This is a genomic window from Acinetobacter sp. 22512, assembly GCF_052044755.1.
GTDB classification, from domain to species: Bacteria; Pseudomonadota; Gammaproteobacteria; order Pseudomonadales; family Moraxellaceae; genus Acinetobacter; species Acinetobacter pittii.
Map to the genome: position 1 here is coordinate 48874 of NZ_JBQENP010000007.1, position 21051 is coordinate 69924.

Consider the following 21051-nt stretch of genomic DNA (forward strand, 5'->3'; position numbering starts at 1 on the left):
GGTTTTTTATAGCCGTTTAACTTAATTCATTTTTGCCAGTTCAATCCATTCAGCTTCGGGGAAATGAATAGCTAAGTAATCTTTCAAATAATTTGAAGTATCTTGAGAAATTAATGGATCTTTTGATTCATCTTTTAGATTATAAACCAAGGCATGCAACTTCAGCCCCCGAGACTTAAGTGCTTCAAGACTAAGCAAAGTATGGTTAATACTTCCTAAACGGCCCGATGTTACTAAAATAACGGAAAACTGATGCTGAGCGACATAATCAATGGTAAGCAAACTAGTGGTTAATGGCACCATTAAGCCTCCAGCACCTTCCAACAATACGATTTCAAAACGCTCCGCCAATGTTTTGGTCGCATTTTCAATTTTTTGAAAATCAATTTCTCGGTTATCAAGACGTGTTGCAAGATGAGGTGAAGCAGGATAACTGAAGATTTCAGGCATGGTTAGCTTGTCATGATCTTCTTGAAACCAACCCTGCCCCATAATTTCACGATGCTTTTCAATATCCTCAGAAATATCAGTATTACCTGTCTGAATGAGTTTTTGAGTAATCACTTTTTTACCCTGCTCAGTCCATAATTTTGCTAAGAAACCTGTCGCATAGGTTTTACCAATTTCGGTATCAATCCCACTCACAAAATAGATCTGGCCACTCATTTACTTCATTCTCCGGACAATACAATAAATCGGATGATATGTTAGGGAATATCCTTCGGCATACTTAAACCGATCATAATCTTGATAAAACTGTTGTAAAGTTTGCTTAGTCCAACGATGCTGCGCCGTTGCTGTTACACCTGTTGCTTTTAAATGCTGTAACACGTCTTTAGGTGAATCGAAATAGAGTTGAGTTTCTGATTCTGACAAATGCAAAATCTCAAAACCAGCCTGAATTAAGGCACTATTCCAATTTTCAACTGACCAATAACTTAAACCTTGTCCTGTTAATTCTTTAATCTCTAATAAGTTTTTAGAACCGAATGTTGAGAAGCACAACCAACCTCGCTCAGTTAAAGCCTCATTACAACGTTCGAGCAAATGCGGTAAATCTTGCATCCACTGTAAAGCTGAACCTGAAACAATCATATCCAGCTGCTGAGGGAAATCTAAAGTTTCAATATCCCCAATCAACCATTTTAAATTTTCTTGATGACTAAAGTGCTGCTGCACATCTGCATATAGATCATTCAAAATTAACTCTTCAAACTGAAAAGATGTAGCAAGAAGACGAGTTAAATTGCCAGAACCACAACCAATTTCAAAGACACGCGACATCGTAGCTGGGCAGAACTGCTGAACTAAACCTGTTAAATTTTGGCAAATCTGTTTTTGAACAATTGCATGCTCTGAATAGCTTTGCCCTGCTTTGGCAAAACGCTGGGCAACTAAGTTTTTATTCAAACTCACAGAAAACTCACCAATTCTTCAAGTTCATGTTGCTGCACCATTGACGTTAAAGAAATACGCAAACGCGAACTGTTTTTAGGTACTGTTGGTGGACGCACAGGCATAGCATAAAAACCACTTTCCTGAACGTATTTCGCTTTATCGATCGCAGCCTGACTTTCTCCAACAATGACTGGAATAATATGGCTGGTCGATGGGCTTACATAACCCTTTTGCACAACAGCTTGTTGAAGATATTGGCTAATATTTTTTAAGTGTTCACGTTGAGATTGAGAGACTAATACTTTTTGAAAAATAAAGTTTGCCCATGCCATAACAATCGGAGGCTGTGCAGTACTAAAAATAAGTGGGCGCATTTTATTAATGAGATAATCTTTAATAATTGGATCACAAATAATGTAACCACCGACCGCCGCTAATGCTTTGCCTAATGTACCGACCAGAAAATCAATTTCCTGAATCACATTATATTGTTCAGCACATCCTAAGCCTTGCTGACCACGAACCCCAATTGAATGCGCTTCATCAACATATAACATAGTTTTAGCAAACCGTTTTTTTAGCTGAACTAAAGCGGCTAAATCCGTCTCATCACCGTCCATACTAAAAATACTTTCTGTGACCACAATGATTCTTTCGATCTTGTCATCATCATGATATTTTTGGAGGAGTTGTTCCAAGTGTTGTAAATCGTTATGTCGATAACGCACATACTGAGCGCCAGATAAACGTATACCGTCAATCATACTGGCATGAACTAACTTATCCGCCAATATTAAAGTTTTACTATCAGCAACAGCTGGCAAAATACCAATATTCATATGGTAGCCACTATTAAATAATAGTGCCGCGCGACCACCAAATGCTTGGCTTAGGCTATTTTCTAATTGTTCATATTCATCAAAATTGCCCGTTAATAGACGTGAAGATGATGAACTAAAATAGCTACGCTCGATTGGAAAGCTATCTAAAAACTCTTGACGAAGATTGATATCAGCAGCCAACCCAAGATAATCATTTGAAGCTAAGTTGAGCATCGTTTTATTTTGAATCGTAATAAAACGTCCGTGCTGCACATTTTGGGTAAATTGTCTAAAGTTACCTTGTTGCTTTAACTCATCTAATTCGGCAGAAAAATGATCAAGCAATGACATCTTAATTCGCTCCCTGCATCGTTTGAACAACTTCAACCAATTGTTCGAGCAAATCGCTTAACTCTTGATGCGTGATGACATACGGTGGCATCACATAAACCAATTTTCCAAAAGGACGGATCCAGATTCCACGGTCTACAAATTGTTGCTGTAAGGTTTTCATATCAACATTAAAGGTGAGTTCTACTACACCAATTGCACCCAGCACTCGCACATCGGCAACATAATCAAGCTGACTTAAAGGCGTTAAATATTGGCTAAGCTGTTGTTCAATTCGCTCAATATTAGCCTGCCAATCTTGCTCAATTAATAATTGGGTACTTTTTAAAGCGACCGCGCAAGCAAGTGGATTGGCCATAAAGGTTGGACCGTGCATAAACACCCCAGCCTCACCGCGACTAATGGTTTCTGCAACATGCTTTGTCGTTAAGGTAGCAGATAACGTCATGTAGCCGCCTGTTAGTCCTTTACCTATGCACATAATGTCTGGCTCAACTTGTGCATGTTCCCAAGCAAAAAGCTTACCCGTGCGACCAAAACCAGTCGCAATTTCATCAAAAATTAATAACAGATTATATTGTTCACAAAGTGCTTTCGCCTGACGTAAATATTCAGGATGATAAAAACGCATCCCCCCTGCACCTTGAACAATCGGCTCAATAATCAGTGCAGCAAGGTTTTCATGATTTTGCTGAATAGCTTCTTCTAGCTCGGCAATATCTTCTTGGTTCCACTCTTCATAAAATTTGGTTTGCGGAGCTGCTACAAAAAGACGGTTCGGTAAACTTGTACCAAAAATCTGATGCATACCTGTAACAGGATCACAAACAGACATCGCATTCCATGTATCACCGTGATAACCGGAACGTGTAGTAATAAAATTTGTTTTTTGTGGTTGGCCTTGTGCTGTCCAGAATTGCACAGCCATTTTCAAAGCAACTTCAACGGCTACCGAACCTGAATCTGCATAGAAAATTTTATCGAGACTTGGCGGCGTAATTTTTAAAAGAATTTTTCCAAGTTCAATTGCAGGATCGTGAGTTAAACCACCAAACATGATATGTGACATGTTTTGTAATTGATCTGTCACTGCCTGATTGAGTTCAGGGTGGTTATAGCCGTGAATTGCACACCACCATGACGACATACCATCAATTAAAGTCTTACCATCATCTAGTTCAATCGTTGCCCCATAGGCACGTTTAACTTTAAACGTTGGTAAAGGTTGGGTCATTGAGGTATATGGATGCCAAATATGTTCCAAATCAAAATTATCGGTCATCCTCTATACCCTTTTACAGCAATTAAATCTTTCATTTAGCACATGTTAAACCTGTTAAGAATGAAAGAAAATTGCGAGATCAACCAAAGCTTATTAACTTTGCTGATGAATTGTTAAAAATTGGCAGATTTCTTCAATTGTTCGATCTACTTCTAGGTATGGAAAAGCATGAGTAGCGCCTTCTAATACTTTATAACTCATGTTTTCTGTCGCGATATCCTTGAAATTTTCACTAATTTTGCAAGGAATGACATTATCTTGCTCGGCAAACACATGAAGCTGCGGACCTAGATAGTTTTTTAAGTTATTTACCAAATTTAGTTGCTCAAGCATTTGCAAACCTTCTGATAGCAATTCACTTGAAGGCGGATTTGCTATGTTTTGCATGCTTATCCAATCTTGTTTAGCCTGAGAGGAACCGAGTGTAATTAAATAATAAAAACGCTTTAAAGTGGCTTGCGGGTTTTGTAAAAAAGAAGTCTTAAATTGACTAAACACATCAGCAGGCATAGCAGTCTGCCAATTATCGTTGGTAACAAAACAAGGATTTGAAGCGAGCGTAATTAAAGTTTTAGTTTGCCCTGTTTGTTCATAAAAAGTATTAACCAGTTGAGTTGCTAACTGTCCACCTAAAGACCAACCTATTACTACATCAACCTCAGCAACTAAATCAAGCTGGGCACGATACTTACCATCTAAAATATTAAAAATATTAATAAGTTGTGTTTGATAGCCAGCTTTTTCCAATTGCAATTTAAGGGACTGCAAAGGCTCCACTCCTACTCCCCAACCTGTAATTAATAAAATTTTATTTTGTAACTTCATATGCCTGCTCAAAGCCAATTTTATAAGGATTATATAATAATATCGATTTAAAATATCTTTTAAAATCAATATAAAAATTAAATTTTAGAGCATAAAATTAAGCATTTATAATGTGATAATATTCTGAAATATATTGATAAATAAGACCCGCATTATTCATAGTAAACATACAAAAAATTAATTATCTAAACATTGAAGCCAATCAAAAAACAACATACTCCACACTTCGCCTATAAATCCATTATGCAATGTAATTAATGTTAATACTTATGTTTTTTTATTAAAAAAAATGACTCACCAATTCATTTTAATGCTAGAAGATTAATTATTGATCAAAAAGTATTAGGAAGGCTAATATGAACAGTCAAAGCACAATATCTGATGGGAGAGAAAAAAATACATCTTTTGTTACACCCAATGATATTATAAACAACTTATCTTTAGATAAAAATTACTGCTTATTTTTGGATATTGATGGTACATTAGCACCCTTTCAAATTAATCCTGAGCATAGTTTTATTCCACAAACTACCTTAGACGTTATAAAAAAAATTACTAAATTAAATATACCTGTTATTGCTGTAACAGGTCGTGATGTAGATACAGCAAGCAAACTACTACATCCTATTGAAGTTCCAATTGCTGGTTTACATGGTTTAGATATTTATTTTGATTCAGGAAATTATATTCGACCAGATTTAAGCAGTATTAATTTCAAAAAATTAAAACAAGATATTACCAAAAATTGTGATAAACATCCTGAATTATTAATTGAAGATAAAGGATATTCTATTGCCTTACATTATCGTAAAAATCCTAATTTAGAAAATAATGCCATTAATATTATGCAAAGAATTAATTTAAATTATCCTCAATTAAAAATAAATAGAGGGAAATTTGTTGTTGAATTAATTCCAAACCAAGCTGATAAAGGTAGAGCAATTAAAACTATATTAAATCATCTTGATTTACCTGCTGTATTACCTATTTTTATAGGTGATGATTTAACAGATGAATCTGGTTTCACTTACATTAATCAGCAATCTGGCCTTAGTATTAAAGTAGGTCCGGGTGAAACACAAGCAAAATATAGATTAAAAGATATTGATAATGTCGCGGATTTTCTTCTTTTATTTCAAAACAGAATAAAAAGCTTATATGTCAAAAATAGCCAAAATCAGAATGGAGAAAAATTATGTCTAAATTAATTGTATTATCGAACAGAATAAGTATGCCATCGGGTAAAGCTTCAGCAGGTGGTCTTGCTGTAGCTGTACAAGATGCACTAAATGATAGTAACGGCATCTGGTTAGGCTGGAATGGGCAGCAAATTACCGATAGCGAAGCGCCAGAATTTGCGCAGGCTTATTCTCAAGGAATTGACTACATTACCTGCCCTCTCACTCATCAACAATATGCCCAATATTATTGTGGTTTCGCTAACAAAGTTTTATGGCCAGCAATGCATCATAGAGATGATCTAATTGAATATGATGCAGAAGAATATAATACCTATCAAAAGGTTAATCGCTTATTTGCTCAAAAGCTAAAAGAGCTTGCTCAGCCTGAAGATCTTATTTGGGTGCACGATTACCACTTTTTTAGTGTGGCTCGCTATTGCCGTGAATTAGGCATGCAAAACAAAATTGGTTTCTTCTTACATATTCCTTTTGCCAGTCTGAATATCTGGCACAAAATTCCGGTAGCCCGTGAGTTAATTCAAGACTTGAGCCAATATGATGTTATTGGCTTACAAACTCAGATTGACCAAAATGCCTGCATGCAGACTTGTCTGAATTTACTCGAAGCTCAAAAAATTCAAAGCAACAGTATTAGCTATAAAAAACGTCAAATATTAATTAAATCATACCCAATTGGTGTTCAGCCTGAACTTATACAAAAACAAGCCCAGCAAGATTTGGCTACCTCTTCGGTGTTTAATTTTGAAGAAATACCACGTCAAAAGACAATTATTGGAGTTGATCGTATTGATTATTCAAAAGGTTTACTCGAAAGATTTAATGCATTTGCAACCTTTTTGGAAACCAGCCCTGAATATCATGGCTTAGTTCGACATCTTCAAGTGGCGATCCCTTCTCGTACCGATATTCCAGCTTATCAACGCTTATATCAACGTTTTAAAACCAAGCTGGAGTTAATTAACGAAGAGTTTGCGCATGAAGACTGGAGACCTGTAGATTGCTGCTATGACACGGTACAACACCATAATCTCATGCACATTTATCGTCATTCAGATATTTGCTGGATCAGTTCACTACGTGATGGGATGAATCTAGTAGCTAAAGAATATATTGCGGCTCAAGACCCAGAAAATCCAGGTGTGCTCATTTTATCTAAATATGCTGGTGCTGCTGAGCAGATGTCTCAAGCCTTGATTGTTGACCCACAAGATAGAGCGGCAATGATGGATGCTTTAAAAATGGCTTTAGAAATGTCTAAAGCTGAGCGTATTAATCGTTATCAACAATTGATAGAGGGATTAACATCATCTGATCTTACCCATTGGCGAAATAATTTCTTGGATGATTTAGAAAAGACACCAACTTTACTAATGAAGCCTCAACGATTATTACAAGATAATTATCAATCTATTTATCAGGTTTTATAAATCTAAATAAAAGAACATCGAGAAATTTAATTTCTCGATGTTCGCTATTTGGTGATTATTATTTATAAATTAGTTTGTCTTTACTAATGTAAAACGGTTAAGTAAAGCAATAATAAATAGTAATACAGCGACGCCTGTTAAAACCGTACTTAAACCAGTCCATTCCCCAATTAAACCGATTAAAGCTGGTCCACTTAATGAACCGGTATAGGCAATTGTTGATACTAAAGAAAGTGCTGCTGCTTTAGGCATATTGTTTTGTCGACCAACACGAGAAAACATCACTGGTACAATATTAGAACAACCTAATCCTAACAGTGCATAACCCAATACAACCACTTGCCACACTGGTGCAGTTACAATAACAGCCATACCAATGGCGGCTCCAATTGCACTATAAGTCACAATATTTTTTTCACCCCATTGCTTAAGCAAGATATGACCTGCAAAACGACCAGTCGTCATGCTAAGCGCAAAAAAAGTGTAAGCTAAACCAGCAAAAGCAGGATTAAGCTGATATTTACTTGTTAAATAAATACCACCCCAGTCCATTGCTGCACCTTCTGATAAAAAGGCGATAAAACACATCACACCAATAAGCAGAATAATGCCATCAGGACGATAAAGTTTTTTGGGCGCTTGAGTGGTATCTTCATGTGGCTTTTCATCCTGTTCAAAAGACGTTAAACAAGATGGAATCGCAACACCACCAATAACAAGCAAAATCATAACGACTGATAAAGTACTCATTAAGGGTGAAAGACCTACTGCCAATAATGCTGTCACAAGCATAGCGCCTGTTAAGCCACCAAGACTGCACATTCCATGGAAGCTAGACATAAGAGCTCTCACACTATGTTTTTCAACAACTACTGCTTGTAAATTGATAGCTACTCCAAGACATCCTGCTGCCGATCCAAAAATAAACAATGCTACGGCCATCGTCACAATGCTGCTCCACATCGTAAGGCTAGGCAATAAAACCATTAACAACATCAATGCCAAAGCAATTAACGGACGACATCCCCAGCGCTTTACTAAAGCACCAGTCGCAGGCATAGCAATCATTGACCCGATACCCATACACAGCAAAAGTAAACCAAAATCGGCATGATTTAGGTTTAAACGTTGCTGTGCAAAAGGAATAAGAGGTGCCCAAGCTGCAGTCGCAAAACCTAAGCTAAAAAAGCTTAGTCGTGTTGCAAGACGCTGTGTACTTAGGAGAGTAGCTGTATCTAGAACAGCAGGTTTGGTAAATAACATATTTCGCGAACTCACCATAAAATCATTGGCGATCCATACCAACCGATTTTCCATAGAAAAACCCTTGCCTCATTAAATTTCTAGGCAAGGGTTTTATTGGCGAAATTATAAACAATTTCATAAAAAAAACAGGGGGTGCGATACAATTTTTCTGACTTTTTTGTAACTGCCAAAGCCTTATATAGTAAGGCTTTGAATATGTTCAATTTGACAAAAACAACATCTAAGTTAAGACTTCATTTTATTAAAATGAGCCAATAAAAAACCCAGCCTTAGCTGGGTTTTTTATTAAATTTGAGATTGAATATAGTTTTGCAAGCCAATCAACTCAATTAAACGTAATTGCTTTTCTAACCAGTATGTATGGTCTTCTTCAGTATCTGATAATTGTTGACGCAACATATCACGGCTAATGTAATCGCCCTTCTCTTCACAAAGTTTGATACCTGTCGCTAACTTTTCACGAACATGATATTCAAGCGCCAAATCAGCTTTTAAACAAGATACAACGTCTGTACCAACATTGATATCTTCACGGTGCATGTTTGGTTTAGCACCTAAAAACAATACACGGCGAATGATCGCATCAGCATGAGAAGCTTCTTCTTGCATCTCATGATCAATACGTTCATAAATTTTATTTAAACCCCAATCTTCATACATACGAGAATGGATTAGATATTGATCACGGGCAGCCAATTCTCCGCCAATGAGCATATTTAAATAGTCTATGACTTCTGGATTGCCACGCATAATAAATCTCCTATCGTATGAGAACTATTATGGGCAATCTTAAAAGTGATTGCAAAACAAAAAATGGTTAAGTTTATGATTTTTATCAAATTAAAATGAGAAACATACGCATTTGCAGTTTAAGTTATTTAAATTTCCTCTGCAAAAAGAAACGCTTGTCCAATTTATAAGTTCAGACAAGCGTTAAAATATGGCTCAAACCATCAATTTATAAATTTGTAACTAAAATCAATGGTTCTTATTTCGGTAGATCTATTCGCTTAAAGTCTGCCCGTAGCTTGCCATAAGTGATAAGAAATCAGTCTCATTCATAACAGCAATACCTAGTTTTGCTGCTTTTTCTAATTTCGAACCAGCCTTCTCACCCGCAACAACACATTTGGTTTTACTCGATACACTACCGCTTACACGCGCACCTAATGCTTGTAGCATTTGTGTTGCCTGATCACGGGTCATTTGCTCTAAAGTGCCTGTTAACACCCAGCTCTCGCCATTTAATGGTTGGCGTGTTGGTGCAGTCGGTGCATCCCAATGAATTCCTGCTGCTATTAATCGATCAAGCACTTCAATGTTGTGCGGTGCCAAGAAAAAGTCAGCAATCCACTCGGCAGTAATATCACCAACATCTGGTGTTTTCTTTAAAGCTTCAACATCAGCAGCTTTAAGCGCTTCCAAAGTTTGGAAAGTATTGGCTAACATCCTAGCTGTTGTTTCACCTACCCCACGAATTCCCAGAGCATAAATAAAACGCGCAAGCGTTGTCTTCTTACTGGCTTCAATGGCATCAATTAGATTTTGTACCGATTTCTCACCCATTTTTTCAATCCCGAGTAAAGTTTCTCGGTGTTCGTGCAAATGATAAATATCGGCAACATCTTTGAGCAAATCGAGGTGTAATAAAGACTCTACCCAACGATCGCCTAGACCTTCAATATCTAGAGCTTTACGTGATACGAAGTGACGAATCGCTTCAATACGCTGTGCAGCACAATACAGTCCACCAGAACAACGTGCTAAAGCTTCCCCTTCTGGCATTACCACTGGTGAGGCACAAACAGGACAGTTTTCAGGTAAATGTACAACTTCAGCATCAACAGGACGGAACTCTGGCCAAACTTTTTCTACTTTAGGAATAACATCGCCTGTACGATAAACACTCACCGTGTCACCAACACGTACATCTAGGCGATGGATCTCACCAATGTTGTGTAAAGTTACATTGGAAACCGTAACTCCCCCTACAAACACAGGGTTTAAACGCGCTACTGGAGTCAAAGTACCTGTACGCCCTACTTGCCAATCAATCTGATCAACCGTAGTTAATGCAGCTTGGGCAGGGAATTTATAAGCAGTTGCCCAACGTGGTTCACGACTTAAAAAACCAAGTTGTTGCTGTTGCTTTAAGTCATCAACCTTTACAACCATCCCATCAATTTCAACTTGTAAATCTGAACGTTCTTGCTGAATTTGCTCATAACGTTGCTGTACTTCTTGAATTGAATTACAAAGATATTGACGTTCAGCAATTTCAAATCCAAGTTTTGTGAGCCATTGCAGACTGTCATGCATGGTAGTTAAGCCATGATTAGGTTCACATTGAGCGATGCCGTAAGCATAAAATGCTAAAGGTCGAGCCGCAGCAATATTAGGATCGAGTTGTCTTAAACTACCAGCTGCAGCATTACGCGGGTTGGCAAATGTTTTATCGCCTTTGGCTTCCTGTTCAGCATTGAGTTTTTCAAAACCAGACTTTGGCATAAGTACTTCACCACGAACTTCCAGCAAACGTGGAATTTCAAAGTGATCTGAATGTAACACTTTAGGCAAATTACGAATCGTTTTAACGTTCTGCGTAATGTCCTCCCCAGTTTCTCCATCACCACGTGTAACGCCACGTATTAACACACCATTTTCATACCAAAGAGAAATCGCAAGACCATCAAGTTTTAGTTCGACTTCGTATTGTACTTTTTGATTAGGCAAACGCTCTTCAACACGACGTGCAAATGCAAACAAGTCTTCCTGATTAAAAACGTTCCCCAAAGAAAGCATCGGAACTACATGAGTCACACTTTGAAATTTAGAGAGTGCTTGTCCACCTACTTTTGTAGTGGGTGAATCTGATTGAACAAGATCAGGATATTGCTCTTCTAAAGCTTTTAGCTGGTGAAATAAATGATCATATTCACTGTCCGAGATTGTCGGCTGATCCATGACATAGTAGGCATGGTTATGCTTTGCAATCAGTTGAATAAGCTGACGCATCTGTTCGATCACGGAAGTTGTTGCCATTATGTTATTCACCATAAAAAAGGGTGGAAATTTCTCCACCCTGAGCTGCGACTAGATATGTTGCAATTATCGCAACGAACGTAAAAAATTAAAACTAGGCGGTCGCCTGTGCCGGACGATAATCAATCACATGATGACGCCAGTGCTCTTTTAACTGTGGCGTAAATTCAAGATTATTCTCATCGTAAACTTTGCCATCAATTTCACGAGCGATTAAACCTGCAATACTCGCCATCATGTCAAAACCAGTCACGGCTTTACTGTTTGGAAGCGCAAGGAAAAATGCTAACCCTTGAACTTGTTCAGTAGATAGCGTTTCAAGATCAAACCCAGCTGGTCCATTGTCTGTCATACGCAATACAGAGAACATGAGTACACTCGGCTCATCGGTATTTTCATAACGATGGAAGCACGACATTTCACCGTAGCGTAAACCATATTTCAACAGCACTTTAAGCGCTTTATCGCCAGACAATGCACGACGAGGGTTTGGATAAACATTTAGCGCAATAATCTGTTCAGCCATCGCTAATGCACTTTCATCATCATAACGTTGCTGTTCATGTAAATGCACATCCAGAATATTACTCTCGCCTTCAAACTCAGCAATTTCGGCAGTTTCAATATTCGGGTTTAAACTCAGCTCAGGCTCAGTTTTTTCGCTTTCAGCTTCCAGATTTTCTTTTGCTAAAGCTTCAGCTTCCGGTTTAACAGAAACTGTATCAACCAACTCAACTGAACCATCTTTATGAATGGTAGAGCTTGGTAGTGTTTCTTCAGATTTAATTTCTTCTACAGAAGCGTTTTCAACAACTGCTTGAGTTTGTTCAGTTTGAATTGCTTTAGCGGGTTCTACGGTCTCAATTTCTGACTGTTTTGTTTCAGGTACTTGTGACGGCGCGGCTTCGCTTAAAGTCGGCTCTACTCGCTCTGCACTAGTCACCGCCACAGATTCAACTTCAGTTTTCTCAAGCTGATCTCTCACGTGCCTAGGTATAACTGGTTGATTACTATCAGGATTAATATGTAAATCACTGTCTAATGAGGGTTCAGCATGGTTTGGCTTTTTTAAAATCATTTTTAAGCCAATTAGCATAATTATAATGGCAACAACGATGCCAATAATCGTATTGATTTCCATTCTATGACTCCGAAACTAACCCGTATTCTTTTGCCTGTTCTAAATCGACAGTGACTAATTTTGATGTACCTGGTTCAGGCATGGTCACACCCAACAAATCAGTTGCCATGGTCATCGCCAGCTTATTATGTGTAATGTAAATGAATTGTACATGTTCAGAAAGTTCTTTTACCAAATTACAATATCTCTGAACATTCGCATCATCAAGTGGTGCGTCCACTTCATCTAGTACACAAAACGGTGCCGGATTTAATCTAAAAATCGCAAATACTAATGCTAACGCTGTTAAAGCCTTTTCTCCACCGGAAAGTAATGCTAGAGAACTATTTTTCTTACCCGGTGGCCTTGCCATCAGTTTAACACCAGATTGCCAGTCATCTTCAAGACTTAAACTCGCCTCACCACCATTAAAAACCTTTGGAAACAGGTTTTGCAACTCCTGATTGATCTGATCAAAAGTTGTCATAAACAGCTTACGGGTTTCTTGATCAATGCTTTTCATCGCATCTTTTAATTGAGTTACCGTATTTTCCAAATCTTGAATCTGGTGACTCAGCTCATCAAAACGCTGAGAAACTTCTTCAAACTCTTGTGAAGCGGCAAGGTTAACCGCTCCAATTTTTTCAAACTGTTTCTGTACTTTTTCCAGTTTTTGCTGGTGCTCGGCTAAATCTATTTGTAAGCCTTTTTGGAGTTCGGCATTTAGCTCTTTAAGCTGCTCTTGATAATGCTCACGATCTGACTTGGCTGCTTGCCATGCCAATCGTTTCGCTTCAAGTTGTTCTCTAAGCTGCTCATCTTTTTGTTGATATTGATGACGCTGATCGGTCAAAGTCTGCTGTTTTTCCTGCACACTATTGAGTTCAAGCTGCCATTCATTCCAGTTCTTTTGCAACTTTTCAGTTTGAGCAAATTGTTGCTGAAACTCTGACTCAAGATTTGGTAACTCCAATTGAATAGGGTCAACAAACTTTTTCGCTTGCTCCATTTGAACATTAATTTGCTGATATTGGCTTTGCAAGAATGAGATATCTTTTTCAAGCAACTCAATCTGTTGAGTTGTCTGCGTGCTATTACGGCGTAAAATTTCACGTTCTTGTTGCTGATGTTGCAAGGCTTGTTGCTGCTCGTCTAACTGCTCTGTTAATTCTTCTACCCGAAATTGCAAAGTTTTATAGTCAGGTAAAATGGTTTCGAGCTTAATTGCTAATGCATGCAAATCAATTTCAAGATCATCTTTTTGCATTGCATCTTCTTCAAGCTGCATGTCTAACTGACCAAGTTGATCTTTTAATTGCTGTTTTTGCAGTAAAAATGCTTGTGCCGCGGTTTGTTGCTTAGCAATTTGCACATCTAGCTGTTGTAAGTCTTTTTGCTTTTGTTTCACAACTTGCTGTTTGTGCTGCACACCAGACTGTAATTGCGCTAATTCATCTTTTTGCTGAACTACAATTTCATCTAGTGCTTGTAATTGAGGCTGTTGCTTTTCAAGAGCTTGTTCAATTTCATCTAGACGAATACGGTGGCTCAGCATACCTTGTGCACTTTGACTTTCGTCATCATACATAAGGGCAATCACCCAATCCTGCCCGACATGATAGCCATCTAAAGTCAAAACAGACTGGCCATGTTGCAACTGCTTTTGCTCATTTAAAGCTTGAGTCAAATCTTGTGCAATCGCTACATTTGAAAAGATTGATAGCTGTGGCGATGCAATCCACTCATTCAAACAAGCCAAGTTACCTTTAAATTTACTTGTTTGCTCTGAAGGTTTTAACTGGCGGGCAACTCCTTCTTGAAAGACTTGTTTGGTCTCAAGAATATGAGCTTGTAACCATTTTGCTAAAAACTTCTCAACAATCTGCGCATGTGGTTTACCTTGCTCTGTTAACTCTAGAGCCTGCATTAAACGTAGCGTATCTTGATGTTGTTTTGGACTTTGCTTTGCAACAAGCTGGCTTAGGTTTTTCTGCTCTGATAATAAAACTTGGATTTCTGTTTTCAGCGTTTGCTGCTGATTTTTACTTGATTGATGTTGCTGTTGAGATTGCTCTAAATGCAGTAATTGTTGCTCAATTTCAGTTTCAAGCGACGCGATTTCGCCAAGTAATTTCTGTTGCAGTTGCTCAAGCTCGCCCTGCTCATCTTCATGAACATGCGATTGAATTTGGTTTGCTTGATGTTGCAATGTTTCTTTTTGCTGCTCAATGCGCTGAACATTTTTACCCAACTGTTCAATTTGAGCTGACATCTGCATTTTTTGCTGCTGTTGTTTTTCAACCTGAGCTTTTACTTGTTCAAACTGTTGTTGTGCTTGTTTTTGCTGAGACTGTAAATCAGCAAAGTTTTGTTCAGCCTCCGTCGCTGTATGCTCAACTCCAGCTAAAGCTTCTGTTTGTTCTTCTAGCTGATGATTCAGTGTTTCGAGTTGCAATTCAGAAAGCTGTAAACGTTCTTTAGTTTGGAATCTTTGCTGCTCTAACTGAACGAGAGTCGTACTATTTTGCTGGTATAAACTCTGTTTTTGTTCAAGAGTCATTTTAAGTTCAGATAGTTTCTTTTCAGCTTGTTGCCATTCTTGTTGTAGCGGTGAAGATTGCTGAATAAGTCGCTGAAACAAAGCACTGGTTGCTTCTAAATCATGTTCAATCGTGCTTAATTCTGAGCGAACCAATTTAAAGGTTTCGCCCAATTCATTCATTTGAACGGTATATTCTTCTTGTAGGCGTACACTTTTCTCTGCCTGAAAAGATAAAATTTCAATTTTAAGCGTACGAATCTGGCTTTCTAAAGTTTTATATTGAACCGCTGCTTCCGACTGACGTTTAAGCGTCTTAAGCTGCGATTTTAACTCTAGTGCAATATCGTCTAAACGTGAAAGGTTTTGCTCTGTATGTTCAAGATGCTGCAAAGTTTCACGGCGACGAGCCTGATAACGAGAAACACCCGCAGCTTCCTCAATGAACACACGCATTTCTTCAGGCTTGGCATCAACCAAGCGGTTAATCATGCCTTGCTCAATGACCGCATATGAGCGTGGTCCTAAGCCTGTTCCCAAGAAAATATCGGTAATATCACGGCGGCGACAACGTGTACCATTCAAGAAATATTCTGACTTACCTTCACGAGTGACCTGACGGCGAACAGCTAACTCATTATAAGCATTATATGATCCGCCCAACTTTCCATAAGTATTATCAAAGCGTAGCTCAACACTGGCCACACCAACGGGTTTACGTTTGGAAGTCCCCGTAAAAATAACATCTTGCATGCTACCACCACGGAGCTGACGAGCGTTTGACTCCCCCATCACCCAGCGGATCGCATCGATTACATTGGATTTGCCACAACCATTTGGGCCAACCACTGCTGTGCGGTTCGCCTTAAAATTTAAGGTTGTACTATCTGCAAAAGATTTAAAGCCGGAAAGTTTTAAACTGCTTAAACGCATAATGCCCTAACTAGCGGCGTGAGCGTCTTGCCCAAGCCAATTCAATCTGTTTCATTCGTGTCAGCGATTCCAACACAAGGTTACGTAAGTGTCGACAAAAATCTTCCATAAATAAAGCGGCTTGTTGTGATTTTCGGATTAAAATTGCATCAGTCACGAGTTTAAATAATGCAAATGCTTCTTGTAGTTCCCGCTTAGAGGTATTTAAGGTCAAAAAATAACTACGACGTAATGAAGGCAATAACTCTTTATAAAATTTCATTAGATAAGGATTACCCACCATATCTTGCTGTTCAGCTAAATATTGGAAGACCCCATCATAAAATTTTTCGATATCACCTGCTTTGACATGCTCAAGAAGTTGCTCTAATAGCAATTGTAATTGATCTGCTTCATGCGCACGCCATGTTTCGCTCATGCGTTGTACAATATGCCCCAATAACATCATATTTGTATCAAACAACGCTTTAACTTGTTGTGCAGACATTTCTGAAACAATTGCCCCACGGCGTGGAAAAATCTCAATTAAATGAGTACGCTCCAATAATAATAATGCTTCACGAACTGATCCTCGGCTAACGTCAAGTTCTTTAGCAATACGTAGTTCTTGAATACGTTCGCCTTCTACTAGCTCGCCACTAATGATCTGTTCGCTAATATATTTGACAATTTGCTCAGAAAGACTTTCTGTCTCTTCGAGATTCATAAATCACCCGCTACTTTTTATATGCATTAATCCATGCTTTTCTTTCGCATCCTTGTTTTTAACTGATCCCATCGATTAAAAACTATGTCATTGTCTGACAATTTTATTGCATTTTAAGCCAACTCATTTAAAAACAACACCAAAATCAGATGAATAAAAGCTTGGAGCGCTCTTATATTTTATAAATAAAAAAAGCTCGAACTCCTAAAAATTCAAGCTTTTACACCCCAGTCTTATAAATTTAAAATTTTAGTCTCTAGTGCATAATGCCTTTATAAATAAAATAACTACCCACTACGACTAACAAACAAGCAAAGCATTTTTTTAGCATCTGCGGCGACAAAGCATGAGCAACCTTTGCTCCAAACTTCGCCGTGACAAAACTCATGACACTAATGCCAATAAACGCATAGATATGCACATAACCAATCGTGTTTGGGACTGAGATTTGTTCTTTTGCACCAAACCACATAAAGCCAATCGCTCCAGCAACTGCAATTGGTAAACCGCAAGCGGCAGAAGTCGCGACTGCTTTTTGCATGACCACGCCATGACGGTTTAAATATGGAACGGTTAAACTTCCTCCCCCAATTCCAAAAATTGCAGAGGCAATACCAATGCCTCCACCCGCCATGAATTGCATAGGGGTTGAAGGGAGCTGACGCGTTGGATCAACAACTACATGTGCTCCTTTAAACATACGATAGGCCATCACAACCGCAAAAATACCAATAAGAAGTTGCAAATGCTGACCAGACATCAGATCAGCAATACCCGCCCCTAAAAATGAGCCCAACACCAGTCCAGGCGCTAAATTACGAAAAACAGGCCAAAGTACTGCACCCTTTTTATGATGAGCTGTAACAGAACTAAAAGACGTCACAATAATGGTTGCAAGCGATGTTCCGACTGCAATATGCATGATTACTGCGGGGTCGTAGTGCAATTGGGTAAAAACCACATAGAGGATTGGTACAATAATTAGTCCACCGCCAACTCCAAACAATCCGGCAGTAAAACCAGCAATTGCGCCAATGAGTAAATATATGATTAACTCCATAAATGTTTTACCACTCTGCTCATATTCAACATGGATTTAGAGACTCGCCAACTACAACAACTTTTAAGCGCAAAAAACCAGCTTCCAGAAGTGGTTTTATTAAAAGCAACCACAACTTCGACCAATGATGATATTCGTGAAATTGCCCAAAAAGGCATTACAACGGGCTTGGTTTGCAGTGCTCAACAAACTCAAGGGCGAGGTCAACATCAACGGCAATGGATTTCACCTGAAGGAAACATTTATTTAAGCACATTGGTGCAAACTCGAACACCCTTAGATGGTCGCTTAGCACTTGAAGTTGCTCTGAATATTTTGCAAATCCCACAGTTACAAGCTCTTAATCTGCAAGTGAAATGGCCAAACGATTTATATAGTGCTCAGGGCAAATGGGGTGGAATTTTAGTCGAACCACTGTCTCAGCATCAGGCTATTGTAGGTGTAGGTATTAATTTAAAAACACCACCAGTGACTGATAGTAATCAACCAATTACCTCTTTAGAAGATTTGGGCCTAGAGCAAATGGGTCGTCTTGAGTTAATTTCAGAACTTTATATTGCGATTCAAAATGCTGCTCGCTGGTTTGATCATGGCTGCTACAATTTGGCGGGGCGTTTTAACCACCACGCTGCATGGCTTAATCAGCTAGTTCAGTTTGAACATAGTCAGGGACTGGTACATGGTCGTTTTGTTGGAATCTCCAATGAAGGTGCAGTAATTCTTGAAACTCCAGAACCACAGCAGTTTTATCAAGGTCGCCTAAGACCACAAACAACTCAGTAATCAGGTATTTTCCCCATGAAAAGTTTATGGCTTGATATCGGAAACACCCGTTTAAAATACTGGATTACTGAAAATCAGCAAATTATTGAACATGCAGCTGAGCTACATTTACAGTCTCCTGCCGATTTATTACTTGGGTTAATCCAACACTTTAAACATCAAGGCCTGCATCGAATCGGGATTTCTTCGGTACTCGATACCGAAAATAACCAACGTATTCAGCAGATTTTAAAATGGCTTGAAATTCCTGTTATTTTTGCCAAAGTGCATGCTGAATATGCTGAGTTAAAGTGCGGCTATGAAGTTCCGAGTCAGCTCGGGATCGACCGTTGGCTACAAGTACTCGCTGTAGCTCAAGCAGATGAAAACTATTGCATTATTGGTTGCGGAACAGCGCTCACAATTGACCTAACTCAAGGTAAACAGCATTTAGGAGGTTACATCCTGCCTAATTTGTATTTGCAGCGAGATGCTCTTATTCAAAATACCAAGGGTATTAAAATTCCAGACTCAGCTTTTGATAACCTAAATCCGGGCAATAACACTGTAGATGCAGTACATCACGGTATTTTATTAGGCCTCATTAGTACCATTGAAAATATTATGCAGCAATCTCCTAAAAAGCTACTGCTGACTGGTGGTGATGCAACACTATTTGCCAAGTTCTTACAAAAATATGAGCCTGTGGTAGAAACCGATCTTTTACTCAAAGGATTACAGCAATATATTGCCCATTATCCTAAAGACTAAAATACACAACAAAATAAAAGGCGCTATATGCGCCTTTTATTTTATGGATTTATTTCTTTTGGTCATTATTACCAAAGAGTGGGCCCATTCCGCCACCGCCGCCGCCAAATTGCTTTTGCATATTGCCTAATGAACGCATCATTTTGCTCATACCAGATGGATTCGCAAATTTCTTCATCATTTTAGCCATTTGCGCTTGTTGCTTAATGAGTTTGTTCACTTCAGCAACATCCATACCACAACCTGCCGCAATACGTTTTTTACGACTTGGGTTCATTAAGTCCGGATTACGGCGCTCTTTAACAGTCATTGACTGGATAATCGCTTCCATCTTCTTGACTTGTTTTTCAGGGTTCGCTTGCTCAATCGCTTGCTGAATTCCTGCACCGCTCATGCCGGGCAACTTGTCTAAGAAGCCCATCATGCCGCCCATTTTTTTCATTTGCTCAAATTGCATCAGCATATCTTCAAAGTTGAAGCTACCGCCTTTTTGCAATTTTTTCGCCATTTTTTCGGCTTTTTCTTTGTCGATTTTACGTTCAACTTCTTCGACTAAAGAAAGTACGTCACCCATGCCTAAAATACGTTGAGCAACACGATCCGGATGGAATGGTTCTAAAGCGTCAAGCTTCTCACCCATACCCAAGAACTTGATTGGCTTACCAGTAATGGCGCGCACAGAAAGCGCTGCACCACCACGTGCATCACCATCAGTTTTAGTAAGAATCACACCTGTAAGAGCTAAAGCATCATTAAATGCTTTTGCTGTATTTGCAGCATCCTGACCTGTCATGGCATCAACCACAAACAAAGTTTCAGTCGGCTTAACTGCTGCATGTAATTCTTTAATTTCGTCCATCATGTCTGCATCGACATGTAAACGGCCTGCCGTATCGACAATCAATACATCAGCAAACTGGATTTTTGCCTGTTCAATTGCACGATTAACAATATCAATTGGCTTTTCAGAAGGATCTGAAGGAATAAAGCCTGCACCAACTTCATTTGAAACAGTTTCTAACTGTTTAATTGCTGCCGGACGGTAAACGTCGGCAGAAACAGTCATTACTTTTTTCTTTTGACGTTCTTTTAAGAAACGTGCCAGCTTGGCAGCAGTTGTGGTTTTACCTGCACCTTGTAAACCAGCAAGTAATACTACAACAGGAGGTTTCGCACTTAAATCAAGTGTTTCATTCGCCTCACCCATCATCTTGGTGAGTTCGTCATAGACAATTTTTACAAATGCCTGGCCTGGTGATAACTGGGTCATCACTTCTTGGCCCAATGCCTCTTCCTTAACTTTCGCGATAAATTCACGAGTTACAGGTAACGCGACATCGGCTTCAAGAAGTGCCATACGTACTTCACGTAAGGTATCTTTAATATTGTCTTCGGTCAGCTGCCCTGAGCCAGTAACATTTCTTAAACTCTGTGTGAGTCGTTCTGTTAAGGTATCAAACATTGCAAAATCCGCTTAAAATGGCTAGTTGCAAAAAAATCTTTCTCGAAATAGAAAATTTATGCATAGAATGCTATAGGATACTTT

17 protein-coding genes are annotated in these 21051 nt (G+C 38.7%); 4 read left to right on the forward strand and 13 right to left on the reverse strand.

From position 1 onward, the window contains the following. Positions 1–21: 21 nt before the first annotated feature. The 5 genes from bioD to ACTJJG_RS09590 all read right to left on the reverse strand — a co-directional run bounded on the left by bioD (position 22) and on the right by ACTJJG_RS09590 (position 4677). On the reverse strand, positions 22–666 hold the full coding sequence (gene bioD, locus ACTJJG_RS09570) for a dethiobiotin synthase (protein WP_017481312.1): 645 nt from the start codon (positions 664–666) through the stop codon (positions 22–24). Then, positions 667–1416, reverse strand: coding sequence for a malonyl-ACP O-methyltransferase BioC (gene bioC, locus ACTJJG_RS09575; RefSeq protein ID WP_017481311.1), 750 nt, complete (start codon positions 1414–1416; stop codon positions 667–669). It abuts the gene before it with no gap. After that, a complete protein-coding gene (locus ACTJJG_RS09580) occupies positions 1413–2570 on the reverse strand; it encodes an 8-amino-7-oxononanoate synthase (RefSeq protein WP_017481310.1) in 1158 nt (385 codons plus the stop codon). The genes bioC and ACTJJG_RS09580 overlap by 4 nt, the downstream gene beginning before the upstream one ends. Position 2571: 1 nt before the next feature. After that, on the reverse strand, positions 2572–3852 hold the full coding sequence (gene bioA, locus ACTJJG_RS09585) for an adenosylmethionine--8-amino-7-oxononanoate transaminase (RefSeq protein WP_017481309.1): 1281 nt from the start codon (positions 3850–3852) through the stop codon (positions 2572–2574). Between the two features lie 93 nt (positions 3853–3945). After that, complete coding sequence (locus ACTJJG_RS09590; protein ID WP_017402526.1) at positions 3946–4677, reverse strand: alpha/beta fold hydrolase; 732 nt, start codon at positions 4675–4677, stop codon at positions 3946–3948. 356 nt (positions 4678–5033) lie between these two features. Between ACTJJG_RS09590 and otsB the strand changes: the two genes are divergently transcribed. Next, positions 5034–5885, forward strand: coding sequence for a trehalose-phosphatase (otsB, locus tag ACTJJG_RS09595; protein ID WP_017481308.1), 852 nt, complete (start codon positions 5034–5036; stop codon positions 5883–5885). Further along, positions 5873–7306: an alpha,alpha-trehalose-phosphate synthase (UDP-forming) gene (locus ACTJJG_RS09600; RefSeq protein ID WP_032063852.1), complete on the forward strand. Its 1434-nt coding sequence runs from the start codon at positions 5873–5875 to the stop codon at positions 7304–7306. Before otsB ends, ACTJJG_RS09600 begins: the two co-directional genes overlap by 13 nt. A 69-nt stretch (positions 7307–7375) precedes the next feature. On the opposite strand, the gene ACTJJG_RS09605 is transcribed toward ACTJJG_RS09600, so the two are convergent. The 7 genes from ACTJJG_RS09605 to ACTJJG_RS09635 form a co-directional block, all read right to left on the reverse strand. Then, positions 7376–8569 (reverse strand): MFS transporter, encoded by a 1194-nt coding sequence (locus tag ACTJJG_RS09605; RefSeq protein ID WP_081318441.1) that lies wholly within the window; start codon positions 8567–8569, stop codon positions 7376–7378. 288 nt (positions 8570–8857) lie between these two features. Beyond that, positions 8858–9322 carry a heteropolymeric bacterioferritin subunit Ftn gene (gene ftn / locus ACTJJG_RS09610; protein WP_001214863.1) on the reverse strand — a complete coding sequence of 155 codons (465 nt, stop codon included), beginning with the start codon at positions 9320–9322 and terminating at the stop codon, positions 8858–8860. Positions 9323–9574: 252 nt separating this feature from the next. Further along, positions 9575–11614, reverse strand: a complete 2040-nt coding sequence (gene ligA / locus ACTJJG_RS09615; RefSeq protein ID WP_005071003.1) for an NAD-dependent DNA ligase LigA — start codon at positions 11612–11614, stop codon at positions 9575–9577. Between the two features lie 94 nt (positions 11615–11708). After that, a complete protein-coding gene (locus tag ACTJJG_RS09620) occupies positions 11709–12755 on the reverse strand; it encodes a cell division protein ZipA C-terminal FtsZ-binding domain-containing protein (protein ID WP_334378260.1) in 1047 nt (348 codons plus the stop codon). 1 nt (position 12756) lies between these two features. Beyond that, a complete protein-coding gene (smc, locus tag ACTJJG_RS09625; protein WP_372552698.1) occupies positions 12757–16206 on the reverse strand; it encodes a chromosome segregation protein SMC in 3450 nt (1149 codons plus the stop codon). 10 nt (positions 16207–16216) lie between these two features. Then, entirely contained in the window at positions 16217–16912 is a 696-nt protein-coding gene (locus ACTJJG_RS09630) for a GntR family transcriptional regulator (protein WP_016144478.1), read from the reverse strand. A 256-nt stretch (positions 16913–17168) separates the two neighbouring features. Further along, positions 17169–17972: a sulfite exporter TauE/SafE family protein gene (locus tag ACTJJG_RS09635; protein WP_005071011.1), complete on the reverse strand. Its 804-nt coding sequence runs from the start codon at positions 17970–17972 to the stop codon at positions 17169–17171. A 30-nt stretch (positions 17973–18002) separates the two neighbouring features. On the opposite strand from ACTJJG_RS09635, the gene ACTJJG_RS09640 reads away from it, so the two are divergent. Continuing rightward, a complete protein-coding gene (locus ACTJJG_RS09640; RefSeq protein WP_017481303.1) occupies positions 18003–18755 on the forward strand; it encodes a biotin--[acetyl-CoA-carboxylase] ligase in 753 nt (250 codons plus the stop codon). A 15-nt stretch (positions 18756–18770) separates the two neighbouring features. Beyond that, positions 18771–19505, forward strand: a complete 735-nt coding sequence (locus ACTJJG_RS09645) for a pantothenate kinase (protein ID WP_002120277.1) — start codon at positions 18771–18773, stop codon at positions 19503–19505. Between the two features lie 49 nt (positions 19506–19554). Here ACTJJG_RS09645 and ffh read toward each other — a convergent pair whose 3' ends face one another. Further along, a complete protein-coding gene (ffh, locus tag ACTJJG_RS09650; RefSeq protein ID WP_002120334.1) occupies positions 19555–20967 on the reverse strand; it encodes a signal recognition particle protein in 1413 nt (470 codons plus the stop codon). Between the last annotated feature and the right edge of the window lie 84 nt (positions 20968–21051).

What these genes read in the sequence shown, in the direction of transcription:
- ligA (WP_005071003.1), bottom strand. Translation starts at nt 11,614, where the DNA reads ATGGCAACAACTTCCGTGATCGAACAGATGCGTCAGCTTATTCAACTG.
- ACTJJG_RS09600 (WP_032063852.1), top strand. Translation starts at nt 5,873, where the DNA reads ATGTCTAAATTAATTGTATTATCGAACAGAATAAGTATGCCATCGGGT.
- ACTJJG_RS09630 (WP_016144478.1), bottom strand. Translation starts at nt 16,912, where the DNA reads ATGAATCTCGAAGAGACAGAAAGTCTTTCTGAGCAAATTGTCAAATAT.
- ACTJJG_RS09580 (WP_017481310.1), bottom strand. Translation starts at nt 2,570, where the DNA reads ATGTCATTGCTTGATCATTTTTCTGCCGAATTAGATGAGTTAAAGCAA.
- smc (WP_372552698.1), bottom strand. Translation starts at nt 16,206, where the DNA reads ATGCGTTTAAGCAGTTTAAAACTTTCCGGCTTTAAATCTTTTGCAGAT.
- ACTJJG_RS09645 (WP_002120277.1), top strand. Translation starts at nt 18,771, where the DNA reads ATGAAAAGTTTATGGCTTGATATCGGAAACACCCGTTTAAAATACTGG.
- otsB (WP_017481308.1), top strand. Translation starts at nt 5,034, where the DNA reads ATGAACAGTCAAAGCACAATATCTGATGGGAGAGAAAAAAATACATCT.
- ACTJJG_RS09590 (WP_017402526.1), bottom strand. Translation starts at nt 4,677, where the DNA reads ATGAAGTTACAAAATAAAATTTTATTAATTACAGGTTGGGGAGTAGGA.
- ffh (WP_002120334.1), bottom strand. Translation starts at nt 20,967, where the DNA reads ATGTTTGATACCTTAACAGAACGACTCACACAGAGTTTAAGAAATGTT.
- ACTJJG_RS09620 (WP_334378260.1), bottom strand. Translation starts at nt 12,755, where the DNA reads ATGGAAATCAATACGATTATTGGCATCGTTGTTGCCATTATAATTATG.
- bioD (WP_017481312.1), bottom strand. Translation starts at nt 666, where the DNA reads ATGAGTGGCCAGATCTATTTTGTGAGTGGGATTGATACCGAAATTGGT.
- ACTJJG_RS09635 (WP_005071011.1), bottom strand. Translation starts at nt 17,972, where the DNA reads ATGGAGTTAATCATATATTTACTCATTGGCGCAATTGCTGGTTTTACT.
- bioA (WP_017481309.1), bottom strand. Translation starts at nt 3,852, where the DNA reads ATGACCGATAATTTTGATTTGGAACATATTTGGCATCCATATACCTCA.
- ftn (WP_001214863.1), bottom strand. Translation starts at nt 9,322, where the DNA reads ATGCGTGGCAATCCAGAAGTCATAGACTATTTAAATATGCTCATTGGC.
- ACTJJG_RS09640 (WP_017481303.1), top strand. Translation starts at nt 18,003, where the DNA reads ATGGATTTAGAGACTCGCCAACTACAACAACTTTTAAGCGCAAAAAAC.
- ACTJJG_RS09605 (WP_081318441.1), bottom strand. Translation starts at nt 8,569, where the DNA reads ATGTTATTTACCAAACCTGCTGTTCTAGATACAGCTACTCTCCTAAGT.